This window comes from Mesorhizobium sp. M7A.F.Ca.ET.027.03.2.1, from assembly GCF_003999175.1.
Lineage (GTDB): Bacteria > Pseudomonadota > Alphaproteobacteria > Rhizobiales > Rhizobiaceae > Mesorhizobium.
In genome coordinates, this window is sequence record NZ_RZOM01000068.1 from 1 (window position 1) to 11,484 (window position 11,484).

Annotated in this window: 12 protein-coding genes, 1 tRNA gene and 1 riboswitch; of the genes, 6 read left to right on the forward strand and 7 right to left on the reverse strand. The window is 61.8% G+C overall.

The genetic code is table 11. The features are described from left to right. Positions 1-648 (reverse strand): aminotransferase class I/II-fold pyridoxal phosphate-dependent enzyme (locus tag EN750_RS05235; RefSeq protein ID WP_127395807.1); only part of this gene is annotated, 648 nt, incomplete at its 3' end. Between the two features lie 57 nt (positions 649-705). After that, a riboswitch (SAM riboswitch) is annotated at positions 706-783 on the reverse strand. Between the two features lie 138 nt (positions 784-921). Here EN750_RS05235 and EN750_RS05240 point away from each other — a divergent pair. The 3 genes from EN750_RS05240 (at position 922) to EN750_RS05250 (ending at position 3,345) form a co-directional block, all read left to right on the forward strand. Beyond that, positions 922-2,016: a 2'-deoxycytidine 5'-triphosphate deaminase gene (locus EN750_RS05240; RefSeq protein ID WP_127395808.1), complete on the forward strand. Its 1,095-nt coding sequence runs from the start codon at positions 922-924 to the stop codon at positions 2,014-2,016. 72 nt (positions 2,017-2,088) lie between these two features. Next, complete coding sequence (locus tag EN750_RS05245) at positions 2,089-2,475, forward strand: hypothetical protein (RefSeq protein WP_127395809.1); 387 nt, start codon at positions 2,089-2,091, stop codon at positions 2,473-2,475. Between the two features lie 99 nt (positions 2,476-2,574). Further along, positions 2,575-3,345 carry an ABC transporter substrate-binding protein gene (locus EN750_RS05250; RefSeq protein ID WP_127395810.1) on the forward strand — a complete coding sequence of 257 codons (771 nt, stop codon included), beginning with the start codon at positions 2,575-2,577 and terminating at the stop codon, positions 3,343-3,345. A 177-nt stretch (positions 3,346-3,522) separates the two neighbouring features. Here EN750_RS05250 and araD1 read toward each other — a convergent pair whose 3' ends face one another. The 4 genes from araD1 to chvE form a co-directional block, all read right to left on the reverse strand. Continuing rightward, positions 3,523-4,515, reverse strand: a complete 993-nt coding sequence (gene araD1, locus EN750_RS05255) for an AraD1 family protein (RefSeq protein WP_127319683.1) — start codon at positions 4,513-4,515, stop codon at positions 3,523-3,525. A gap of 306 nt (positions 4,516-4,821) precedes the next feature. After that, positions 4,822-6,108, reverse strand: coding sequence for a multiple monosaccharide ABC transporter permease (gene mmsB / locus EN750_RS05260; RefSeq protein WP_127395811.1), 1,287 nt, complete (start codon positions 6,106-6,108; stop codon positions 4,822-4,824). Continuing rightward, entirely contained in the window at positions 6,105-7,637 is a 1,533-nt protein-coding gene (gene mmsA, locus EN750_RS05265) for a multiple monosaccharide ABC transporter ATP-binding protein (RefSeq protein ID WP_127319685.1), read from the reverse strand. The genes mmsB and mmsA overlap by 4 nt, the downstream gene beginning before the upstream one ends. Positions 7,638-7,758: 121 nt before the next feature. Beyond that, positions 7,759-8,829: a multiple monosaccharide ABC transporter substrate-binding protein gene (gene chvE / locus EN750_RS05270; RefSeq protein ID WP_127395812.1), complete on the reverse strand. Its 1,071-nt coding sequence runs from the start codon at positions 8,827-8,829 to the stop codon at positions 7,759-7,761. A gap of 313 nt (positions 8,830-9,142) precedes the next feature. Here chvE and EN750_RS05275 point away from each other — a divergent pair, with 313 nt between their 5' ends. The 3 genes from EN750_RS05275 to EN750_RS05280 are packed head-to-tail and all read left to right on the forward strand — an operon-like array spanning position 9,143 to position 10,499. Next, complete coding sequence (locus tag EN750_RS05275) at positions 9,143-10,132, forward strand: LysR family transcriptional regulator (RefSeq protein ID WP_127395813.1); 990 nt, start codon at positions 9,143-9,145, stop codon at positions 10,130-10,132. Next, positions 10,129-10,260: a hypothetical protein gene (locus EN750_RS41450; RefSeq protein WP_281062266.1), complete on the forward strand. Its 132-nt coding sequence runs from the start codon at positions 10,129-10,131 to the stop codon at positions 10,258-10,260. The genes EN750_RS05275 and EN750_RS41450 overlap by 4 nt, the downstream gene beginning before the upstream one ends. A 2-nt stretch (positions 10,261-10,262) precedes the next feature. Next, positions 10,263-10,499 carry a hypothetical protein gene (locus EN750_RS05280; protein WP_024503153.1) on the forward strand — a complete coding sequence of 79 codons (237 nt, stop codon included), beginning with the start codon at positions 10,263-10,265 and terminating at the stop codon, positions 10,497-10,499. A gap of 2 nt (positions 10,500-10,501) precedes the next feature. Here the strand turns inward: EN750_RS05280 and EN750_RS05285 are convergent. Next, a tRNA-Gly gene (locus EN750_RS05285) sits at positions 10,502-10,575 on the reverse strand. Between the two features lie 77 nt (positions 10,576-10,652). After that, positions 10,653-11,484, reverse strand: an 832-nt coding sequence (locus EN750_RS05290; RefSeq protein WP_281062267.1) for an SGNH hydrolase domain-containing protein, incomplete at its 5' end; no start/stop codon positions are given.

The window sequence follows — 11,484 nt, forward strand, 5'->3', positions numbered from 1 at the left end:
CCCCTGGCCGTCTATGTGCTTGGTCGCCGAATAGACGACGATATGGGCGCCGAGCTGCAAGGGCTTCTGCTGCAGGGGCGTGGCGAAGACATTGTCGACGATCAGCCTTGCGCCGATCGAATTGGCAAGCGAAGCGACAGCGGCGATATCGACCACTTCCAGCGTCGGATTGGTCGGGCTTTCCAGGAAGAACAGCTTGGTGTTCGGCTTGACCGCCTTTTCCCAGTTGGCGATGTCGGTGCCGTCGACCAGCGTCGCCTCGATGCCGTATCTCGGCGCCAGCGTCTCGACCACCCAGCGGCAGGAGCCGAACAGCGCACGTGCCGCCACGATATGGTCGCCGGCCTTGGCGCTGCACAGAAGGGCGGCCGTCACCGCGGCCATGCCGGACGCGGTGGCGCGGGCATCTTCGGCGCCTTCGAGCGCGCACATGCGCTTCTCGAACATGTCGACGGTGGGGTTGGCGTAGCGCGAATAGATGAAACCCGGCTCCTCGCCCTTGAAACGGGCTTCGGCGGCCTGTGCCGTTTCGTAGACATAGCCCTGGGTCAGGTAAATCGCTTCCGACGTTTCGCCGAAACCGGAACGCAGCGTTCCGCTGTGCACGAGTGCCGTCTGAGGCTTCCAGTTGCGCTTCTTGGTGCTCATCGCTTTTCTTCCAGACACAAAAAAACCGGCCGCGAAAGTCGCAACCGGTCCATACGGCCTTGCGGCCCGACGGTCCTTTAGCGACTTGTTTAACGTGGCTGCAAGCCGACCGGCCAAATCACCACGGGATAACGACCCTTTAGACCCGCACCGCGCTTGCGTCAATTGCCGGCTTCATTAAGAGGTTTGTACCAAGCAGGTTCCGCAAAAGTGTTCCACGGTTTTGCGACCAGAACCTGCGACAAGAAAAACGTCTGACCTAGGAGTGGAGCCTTGCGGCAGACAGGCATTCTTCCCGATCAGGACATATCGGCGCTGTTCCAGTCCGGCGCGCTGAAGTCGGCGCGTGCGCTCGACGCCGACCAGATCCAGCCGGCCAGCCTCGATCTCAGGCTCGGCGACAAGGCCTGGCGGGTGCGGGCCTCGTTCCTGCCCGGCCCCGACCACAAGGTCTCGGAAAAGCTCGACCGGCTGCAGCTGCACGAGATCAATCTTGCCGAGGGCGCGGTGCTGGAGACCGGCTGCGTCTATATCGTGCCCTTGCTTGAAAGCCTGGCGCTGCCGGCGGACATTTCGGCCTCGGCCAATCCGAAGAGCTCGACCGGGCGGCTCGACATCTTCACCCGCGTCATGACCGATCGCGGCCACGAGTTCGACAAGATCGCTGCCGGCTATCATGGCCCGCTCTTTCTGGAAGTCAGCCCCCGCACCTTCCCGATCGTCGTGCGCACCGGCTCGCGCCTGTCGCAGATCCGCTTCCGCACCGGCAATGCGCTGCTCTCGGAAGCCGAGCTGCACGAGTTGCATCGCGCGCAGATGCTGGTCGCTACCGAGCCGCCGAACATTTCCGGCGGCGGCATCGCGCTGTCGATTGACCTCAACGGCGATCAGAACGGCCTGGTCGGCTACCGCGGCAAGCATCACACCGGCCTCGTCGATGTCGACAAGCGCGCCGCGCAGGAAGTCGTCGACTTCTGGGAGCCGATCCACAAGAGCGGCGCCGGCGAACTGGTGCTCGATCCCGACGAGTTCTACATCCTCGTCAGCCAGGAGGCGGTGCACGTGCCGCCGCTCTACGCCGCCGAGATGACGCCCTTCGATCCGCTGGTCGGCGAATTCCGCGTCCATTATGCCGGCTTCTTCGATCCGGGCTTCGGCCACTCCGCGTCTGGCGGCACGGGCAGCCGGGCGGTGCTGGAAGTGCGCAGCCATGAAGTGCCGTTCATTCTCGACCATGGCCAGATCGTCGGCCGGCTGGTCTACGAGCATATGCTGAAGCGGCCGCAGGCCCTCTATGGCACCGATCTCGGCTCCAACTATCAGGCGCAGGGCCTGAAGCTGTCCAAGCATTTCCGCGCCGCGCGCTGAATACTTGATCCGGCGGAGCTCTTGTGAAAACTCGGCCAGGAGATGGTTCGTACTGGAAGAGCGGTGAGTTCAATGAACGACCCCTATGACGACATCTTATCGCTAACCGACAGCAAACCGATTTGGTGGGATGTCCATGACGTGCCGCGCTTTGCTCCGTTTCGTCCAGGCATGGGCGCGTATGGTAGGCCAACGGAATGCCTCCTTGTATTGGCTCGGGCGCGCGGTGGTCCTGAATACCTGCAGTTGATATGCGGGCACACCGCCCAGTTTGAGAGAGCCGACCATCTGACCCGGTCGAAGACTTTGGCAATGGGCGAGCCTCCAGCAGGTTTGCATGCCGAGAACGGCGACCTGAGTGTTGAGCCAGTCAAAGTGCTGGAGTATTGGCGGCGTGATCCAAATCCTTTTGCCAAGTGGCAAAGGCTACCCGAATTTGAAATCGACCTAGTCGATTGATGGCCTTCGGTCCCGACCAGACTCAGCTTGCCTGACTCTGCCCCGCCATGCTTGGTTACGCTGACCTTGAAACGAAACACTGCAAGGGGAACCAAGAAAATGCAGATTTCAAAATGGATCGTATCGGCAGCAGGCGCTGCCATGCTGGTGGTGGCGGCCGGCTCGCTTTCGCAGGCGCAGGAGAAAATCAAGATCGGCACGGAGGGCGCCTATCCGCCGTTCAACACCATTACGGCTGACGGCAAGGTCGAAGGCTTCGACATCGACATCGCCAATGCACTATGCGCGCAGATGAAGGTCGAGTGCGAGATCGTCACCCAGGACTGGGACGGCATCATTCCCGCTTTGCAGGCGAAGAAATTCGACGCCATCATCGCCTCGATGAGCATCACCGAGGAGCGCAAGAAGCAGGTCGCCTTCACCAACAAATATTACACGACACCGCTCGCTTTGGTGGCGCCGAAGGATAGCGATCTCAGCTCGACCGAACCACCGGCACTGGCCGGCAAGACGGTCGGCGCCCAGGCTTCGACCACGCAGGCCGACTACGCCCAGAATGAGTATGGCAAGGCAGGCGCGGAGGCAAAGCTCTATCCGACCCAGGAAGAGGCGATCACCGACCTGACCAACGGTCGTCTCGACGCTGTGATCTCGGACAAGTTCGTCCTGATGGACTGGCTGAAGAAGGCAAGCGACGGCTGCTGCAAGCTGGTCGGCGACGTCAAGGGCACCGAAACGCAAGCCGGCATTGCCGTGCGCCTGGAAGACACGGCCCTGCGCGACAAGCTCAACGCGGCCATCGATGCGATCGTTGCCGACGGCACCTACAAGAAGATCCAGGCCAAGTATTTCGACTTCGATATTTATTGAGGCTGGGCGCTGCAATCTCCCCCCTTGAGGGGGAGATGGCCGGCAGGCCAGAGGGGGTCGCAGCGCGTAGAGCGCCAACGTCGTTTGGTGCCGCAGAAGACGTCGGCACTCCACGCGCGACGACCCCCTCTGTCGCCTTCGGCGACATCTCCCCCTCAAGGGGGGAGATTACCCTTTCTACAGCGCCTTCACCGCCACCTTCACCGGCTGTTCGATCTCGAGCGGATTGCGCAGCGGCAGGCCGAAGTCCCCGGCCTCGATCTCGAACACATCGCCGGCCTCGGTCCTGATGCCGTCGGCGAAAGAGAGCGTGGCCGTGCCGAACATATGCACATGCACGTCGCCCGGCTGGCGGAAGGCCGCGTATTTGAAGTGGTGATGTTCGAGATTGGCGATGGTGTGCGACATGTTCGCTTCGCCGGACAGGAACGGCTTTTCCCACAGCACCTCGCTGTCGCGCACGATGCGCGAGGTGCCGCGGATATCGGGCGGCAGGTCGCCGATCAGGATTTCCGGACCGAACGAGGCGTTGCGCAGCTTGGAATGGGCGAGGAACAGATAGTTCACGCGCTCGGTGACGTGGTCGGAAAACTCGTTCGACAGCGTGAAGCCGACGCGGAAAGGTGCGCCGTCGTCGCCGATGACATAGATGCCGGCCACCTCGGGCTCTTCGCCGGCGTCCTTGGCAAAGGCCGGTGACAGAAGTGCGGCACCTGGCGCCACCGCCATCGTGCCGTTGCCCTTGTAGAACCATTCCGGCTGCACGCCGATCTGGCCATTTGCCGGCTTGCCGCCCTCCAGCCCCATGCGAAACATCTTCATGGAATCGGTGAGCTGCTCCTCGCCGTCGGCGCTCAGCTTCTTGTGCATGGAATCGCGCGTCGCGGCGGAGCCGAGATGCGTCAGCCCGGTGCCGGTCAGGTGCAGATGCGCCGGATCAGGGTGATTGATCGGCGACAGCAGCCGCCCCTTCTTGTAAGCGGCCTCGAGATCGACCGTCTCGCCAAGCCCCTTGCGTTCGATCAGCGCGACGAGGCCGACGCCGGTGCGGGCGGCCTCCATCGCCAGCGAATAGACGCTGCGGGCGCCATTGATGATCCGGGTCTTGCCGCCATTGCGGGCGACGACGCGGATGGTCTCGGCGTCGTCGAGGATCTGGGAGATCAGCATGATGAATCCTCTCTCATTTGCCTTTGCAGGACTGCCAAAACGGCAGACCTTACTCAGCGCGGCCGGGACCTCGTCCATGCCACGGTTTAAATTCTCAGTTCGGATTGCGCTCGCGGGCCTGGTCCCTCAGGGACTTCTGTTACCGGCGGGTTGCCGGCAGCGCCGCGATCGTATGCCTCCTGCTTGCCTCGCCTAGAGCAGTTCACCGTTTCACGGAAACGGCGAACCGCTCTAACTCATTGTCTTGGCGCAATTCCAGGCGGAAAACCGTTTCACACTTTTCCTTGGAATTGCTCTTAAGCCCGTTCAAGCCTTGTTCTTGTTGTAGACGTCGAAGATCACGGCACCGAGCAGCACCAGGCCTTTGACCACCTGCTGCCAGTCGACATTGACGCCCATGATCGACATGCCGTTGTTCATCACGCCCATGATGAAGCCGCCGACCACCGCGCCGATGACCTGACCGACGCCGCCCATCGCCGAGGCGCCGCCGATGAAGACGGCGGCGATGACGTCGAGCTCGCTGCCGAGGCCCGCGGCCGGCACCGCCTGTCCCAGTCGCGCCGCGATGATCAGGCCGCCGAGCGCCGACAGCACGCCCATATTGATGAACACCATCAGCGTCAGCCGCTCGGTGTTGATGCCTGACAGCTGCGCGGCCTTGGAATTGCCGCCCATGGCATAGATACGGCGGCCGATGGTCATGCGCTTGGTGACGAAGACGAACAGCGAGATCAGCACGCCCATGACGAGCAGCACCACCGGCAGGCCCCTGTAGCTGGCGAACTGGTAGACCAGGAACAGCGCCAGCGCGCTGCCGACCAGCGTCTTGACGACGAACAGGGCAAAGGGCTCGGCCTCATAGCCATGGCGTTCGCGCTTGCGGCGCGTCCTCACCCCGAAATAGGCGTAGGCCAGCACAGCGATCAGGCCCAGCACGATCGTCGTCATGTGCAGCGTCAGGCCGCTGCCCATGATGGTCTTGCCGGCCGCGTTCACCGTAGGCGGGATCAGCGTCAGCGGGCCGATGACATCCGGGATGAAGCCGGAGCTGAGCGCCTTGAAGCCATCGGGTAGCGGCCCCACCGAGGATCCGCCGCCCAGCAGGGCCTGGCAGATGCCGCGGAAGATCAGCATGCCGGCCAGCGTGACGATGAAGCTCGGTATTCGGTGATAGGCGATCCAATAGCCTTGCGCGGCGCCGATCGCGCCGCCCACGATCAGGCAGATGATCGACACCAGCAGCGGATTGCTGAACGGACCGAGCGGCCAGATGACCATCATCATCGCCGCCAGCGCGCCGATGAAGCCAGCGACCGAGCCAACGCTTAGATCGATATGGCCGGAGACGATGACCAGCAGCATGCCCAGCGCCATCACGATGATGAACGAGTTCTGCTGCACCAGGTTGCTAAGATTCACCGGCTTGAACAGCGTTCCGTTCGTGGTGAACTGGAAGAACACCATGATGGCGATCAGCGCCAGGATCAGGCCGTATTCGCGCAGGTTCGTCGTCAGCGCCGAGACGGCGATGCGTGGGCGCTGCTCTTCGGCGACGTTGCCCTGCGGGGCGGGGGCGCTTTCGGTGCTCATGCTGCTTTTCCTTCTCCACGAACGATGGCGCGCATTATTTTTTCCTGGCTTGCTTCCGCGGCGGGCATTTCGCCCACGATGCGCCCTTCGTTCATGACGTAGATGCGGTCGGTGATGCCAAGCAATTCCGGCATTTCCGACGAGATGACGACGATCGCCTTACCCTCAGCCGCGAGACGGGCGATGATCGTATAGATTTCGTACTTGGCGCCGACATCGATGCCGCGCGTCGGCTCGTCGAGGATCAGCACGTCAGGGTCGGCGAACAGCCATTTCGACAACACCACTTTCTGCTGGTTGCCGCCGGAGAGATTGCCGGTCATCTGATAGACGCTGGAAGCGCGGATATTGGTCTTCTTGCGATAGTCGTTGGCAACGGCGAGCTCGCGCATGTCGTCGATCACGCTGTGGCGCGAGACGCCGCCAAGATTGGCCAGCGTGATGTTGTGCTTGATATGGTCGATGAGGTTGAGACCGTAGGTCTTGCGGTCCTCTGTGACGTAGGCGATACCGTGTTGGACCGCCTTGCTCACCGAGGATACGTCGACCGGCTTGCCCTTGAGCAGCACCTCGCCGGAGATGCGGCGGCCGTAGGAGCGGCCGAACAGGCTCATGGCGAATTCGGTGCGGCCAGCGCCCATCAGCCCGGCAATGCCCACCACTTCGCCCTTGCGCACGTTGATGTCGATGCCCTTGATCACCTGCCGCTCGGCATGGATCGGGTGATAGACCGACCAGTTCTTCACTTCGAACACGACCTCGCCGATGTCAGGCTCGCGCGGCGGATAGCGGTCGTCGAGTGAGCGGCCGACCATCGAAGTGATGATGCGGTCTTCAGAGATGTCCTTCTTGGCCAGCGTCTCGATGGTGCGCCCGTCACGAATGACCGTGACCTTGTCGGCGACCCGGTTCACCTCGTTGAGCTTGTGCGAGATCAGGATCGAGGTCATGCCCTGCCGCTTGAATTCGAGCAGAAGGTCGAGCAGCGCCTGGCTGTCCTTTTCGCTGAGCGACGCCGTCGGCTCGTCCAGGATCAGGAGCTTGACTTCCTTGCTCAACGCCTTGGCGATCTCGACCAGCTGCTGCTTGCCGACGCCGATATTGGTGATCAGCGTCTTGGGGTCCTCCTTGAGGCCCACCTTCTTCAACAGGGCGCTGGTGCGCGCCTCGTTGGAATTCCAGTCGATGATGCCGTATCTGGCGTGCTCGTTGCCGAGGAAGATGTTTTCGGCGATCGACAGCATCGGCACCAGCGCAAGTTCCTGGTGGATGATGACGATGCCCTTGCGCTCGCTGTCATGGATGCCTTTGAACTGGCATTCCCCGCCGTTAAAGATGATCTGGCCGTCATAGGTTCCTGAGGGATAGACGCCCGACAGCACCTTCATCAGCGTCGACTTGCCGGCGCCGTTCTCGCCGACCACGGCATGAATCTCGCCTTCCTCGACGCTGAGATTGACGTTCGACAGCGCCTTCACGCCGGGGAACGTCTTGGTGATGTCGCGCATCTCCAAAATCGTCGGGGCCATGGGACAACCGCTCCTTGAGAGGTCGGCAAACATTGCCGGCGAGGTCGGCGACAATACCGGGCTCGCTGGTGAACGAAAAGGGGCCCTGCGTTGCGCAGGACCCCTGATTTTGTAACCGGGGTTACTTCAGTTCGTCGGCCTTGATGTAGCCGGAGTCGACGACCAGTGCCTGGTAGTTCGACTTGTCGACCTCATGCGGCGTCAACAGGATCGAGGGAACGACCTTGACGTCGTTGTTGTAGGTCTTTTCATCGAGGCCGTCCGGCTTGCCGCCCGAGAGCACCTTGTCGACGAGCTCGACGGTGGCCTTGGCCAGTTCGCGGGTGTCCTTGAACACGGTCGAGTACTGCTCGCCCGTGATGATCAGCTTGACCGAGGCGGTCTCGGCATCCTGGCCAGTCACAACAGGCCACGGCTGAGCCTCGGTGCCGTAGCCGACGGCGCGCAGCGAGGCGGTGATGCCGCGCGACAGGCCGTCATAGGGCGACAGAACGCCATCGACGCGGCTGCCGTCCGAATAGTTGGCCGACAGCAGATTGTCCATGCGCGCCTGGGCGGTGGCGGCGAGCCAACGCAGCGTGCCGACCTTGTCCATGCCGGTCTGGCCGGACTTTATCTTGATCGAGCCGTCGTCGATCAGCGGCTGCAGGACGGAGATGGCGCCGTCGTAGAAGAAGAAGGCGTTGTTGTCGTCGGGCGAGCCGCCGAACAGTTCGACGTTCCACGGCTTGGTGTTCGGGAAGCGCTCCTTGAGGCCCTTAACCAGCGAATTCGCCTGGATCACGCCGACGCCGAAATTGTCGAAGGTGGTGTAGTAGTCTACATTGGCGGTCTTCTTGATCAGGCGGTCATAGGCGACGACGACGACGCCCGCGTCAGCGGCCTTCTGCAGAGCATCCGACAGGGTGGTGCCGTCGATCGAAGCAATGATCAGCGCCTTCGGGCCTTTGGTGATTTCGTTTTCCAGCTGGCTGAGCTGGTTGGGGATGTCGTCCTGCGCGTATTGCAGGTCGACGGTGTAGCCGAGAGCCTCGAGCTGGGACTTGACGGCGTCGCCGTCATTGATCCAGCGCTGCGAGGTCTTGGTCGGCATCAGCACGCCGACAAGACCCTTGTCGGCTGCGTGCGCCGAGTAGGTCATGGCAGCGATGCCAAGGGCCGCGACGGCGGCCAGTGTCTTGATGATTTTCACTTTAACTCTCCCTGTTTGATGGACGCGGCACCCCGGGGGTCGCGGGCCGCGCAATCGTGCAGAAGCGCCAAGGGCACTGCTGCCGTCATATCGATCTCCGGTATCCTCCCATGGCCCCGAGACGCTGATTCAATCGATACGATTTTTCTCGTCAGCGACCGTCACGTCTTGGAACGCGCGGAGGGTGTGGGTCTTTGCCATAACTGTCAAATGCGATCTTTGATGGTTGCTATATCATGGTTGGTATATGTATTGGGACGTGACGGGCTGACTCCAAGGTCGGCCTTACACGAGCATAAGGCAGGAAAAAGCGATGGCGCGGCCCGGGAATCCGACAACAGCTTCAAATGGTTACAGAGAAGCACCGGGTGATGGCGAAACCCTGCTGCGCAGCGGTCTCAGTCTGCGTCACATGCGCATGATCGTTGCGCTCGACGACCACAGCCGGGTCAGCGCGGCAGCCCAGGTTCTGAACATTTCGCAGCCGGCGGCCTCGCGCATGATCGCAGAGATGGAGGCGGTGCTGGAGGTCAAGCTGTGCGAGAGGCTGCCGCGCGGTATCACCTTGACGCCATACGGCAAGGCTTTGGCCAGGCGGGCGCGCTCGATCCTGCTGGAGATGCGCGAGGTGGACCGCGAGATTTCCGAGCTCAAGGCGGGCAAGGGTGGTTCGGTTTTCCTGGGTGCCGTGACCGCGCCTGCAATCGAGCTGGCGGTGCCGGCAATTCGTGAAATCCGCCGCATCTATCCGCGTATCGAGATCACCATGCAGGTCGAGACCTCCAATGTGCTGGCACGCGAGCTGATCGCCACGCGCCATGACTTCATCATCGCGCGCATCCCGGACGACCTCAATCCGCGGCTGTTCGAGTCGCGCGTCATCGGCGTCGAGAAGGCCTGCCTGATCGTGCGCCGGGGCCATCCGCTCACCAAGGGCGAGGCGGTGCGGCTGGAAGAGACCGCCGCCTATGACTGGGTCTTCCAGTCTGGCGGCTCGCCCTTGCGCCAGGCCATGGAGAGCAACTTCCTCAACCGCAACATCGCTTTGCCGGACCGTATCCTGAACACCAGTTCGCTGCTCCTGACCCTGGTCATGGTCGCGCAATCCGATGCCATCGCACCGGTCTCTGTCCAGGTGGCGAAATTCATCCAGAACCCTGACGGGCTGGCCGGCGCCATCGACGTCGTCCAGACCGAATTCGACATCGAGGTCAGGCCCTACAGCCTGATCACGGTCAGGAATCGCGCGCTGTCGCCGGCCGCCAAGATGCTGCACGACTTCATTCTGAGGGAAGTGGGATGATGGTTCGCTCGGGTAAGGTTGTCCGGCAAAAGCACCGCCAGGCCGAGGCTGGCGAAAGCGAGCTGGGAACATTATTTCTCGCCGATGCGTTCATGATCTTGCAAGGGGCGATTTCTTCTGGAGGCTGAACATGCGCAGCTTCGAAATCATCGATCTGCTTTGCGTGATCGAGGCCTGCAAGCACGATAGATCGGTCGGGAATTTCGTTTCCATGGCTGAAGGCGTGGAAGAATTGCGGGTGTTGACCGGCGATTTCGTTTCATCGGATGACGCGGCGGCAAACGCCCTCGCAACGGTGGCGCTTGCGCGAGGCTGCTCGGTTGTGTTCGACGAACAGGCAGGCGCTGAAATGGTTCTGACGCCTTAGACTGGAGCGGGTAGAGGGAATCGAACCCTCGCGTTCAGCTTGGGAAGCTGACAAGCTACCATTACATCATACCCGCGTGCGCCCTCGTTACCATGAGGGTTAGCCTTCGGGCAATCGCAAAGCGGTCTGTTCTCACGACGGTCGTGCTGCGGATCACGGCGCGCCCGCGGCCGTGAATTGCCGTTTTGCCTCCGCGACCTCATTGCTGGTGGCGAAGCTTGGCCAGTATTTCGAGATGGCCAGCGTCGCGCCGGCGGAAGAGAAGTGGCCATAGTCGAAGTAGAGAAATTCATTGGTCGTGGCGTCGGCGTATGAACAACCGGCCGAGTCGCACAGATACGTCAGCGGATCTATGAAATCGGCCCCTTTGGTGAACGGCAGAACCCGTGCGTTGATGTCCGGATCCATAGCCATCGGCCAGGATGTGGTTCCGGCATGCTCCCGTCTCACCAAGAAAGCGATCTTCTGGACGTCGGCGATGAATTCCGGAGACTGGCCGACGGTATAGACCTTGACCCCCATCCCGCGAAGCCGATCGATCGTCTTCTGCAGGCCGTCGAAGCCCCTGGCCTGGTAGTCGGTCCATCGGCCGCTCAGGATCACCGCCTGGATGTTGGCGTCGCGAATGATCGACAAGGCCCGTTCGTTGAAGCGGGTGCAGGCAGGCCGAGCATAGGAAAAATAGGTCAGGTCGGGCGGACAGCCGGCATAGGTGTATTGGATAACATTGGCCTGGATTTTCTGGGCGTTGGGCTCAAGTCCCGGAACATAGTGGGCAGCGAAAGAATCGCCCCACAGCAGCACATTGGTGGCAAAGCCCGTTGTACGGGTGCAGTCGGCAAGGTTCCAGTCTTCGATGCGGGTCCCGTTTTCGTTGAAACAGATGCCGTTGCGCCAGTCGCCGACCCGGATACGTTCGGTCGAGAAATCCGGAAACCGTTGCGGGAAACCGTTGCCCAGTGCGCCGGTGGTTTGGCCGGCGCAC

Bases quoted from the DNA above. Each gene is read 5' to 3' on its own strand.
- EN750_RS41450 (WP_281062266.1), top strand. From the start codon at position 10,129: ATGATGGTTCGCTCGGGTAAGGTTGTCCGGCAAAAGCACCGCCAGGCC.
- mmsA (WP_127319685.1), bottom strand. From the start codon at position 7,637: ATGGCCCCGACGATTTTGGAGATGCGCGACATCACCAAGACGTTCCCC.
- araD1 (WP_127319683.1), bottom strand. From the start codon at position 4,515: ATGCTGATCTCCCAGATCCTCGACGACGCCGAGACCATCCGCGTCGTC.
- EN750_RS05245 (WP_127395809.1), top strand. From the start codon at position 2,089: ATGAACGACCCCTATGACGACATCTTATCGCTAACCGACAGCAAACCG.
- EN750_RS05280 (WP_024503153.1), top strand. From the start codon at position 10,263: ATGCGCAGCTTCGAAATCATCGATCTGCTTTGCGTGATCGAGGCCTGC.
- EN750_RS05275 (WP_127395813.1), top strand. From the start codon at position 9,143: ATGGCGCGGCCCGGGAATCCGACAACAGCTTCAAATGGTTACAGAGAA.
- mmsB (WP_127395811.1), bottom strand. From the start codon at position 6,108: ATGAGCACCGAAAGCGCCCCCGCCCCGCAGGGCAACGTCGCCGAAGAG.
- EN750_RS05250 (WP_127395810.1), top strand. From the start codon at position 2,575: ATGCAGATTTCAAAATGGATCGTATCGGCAGCAGGCGCTGCCATGCTG.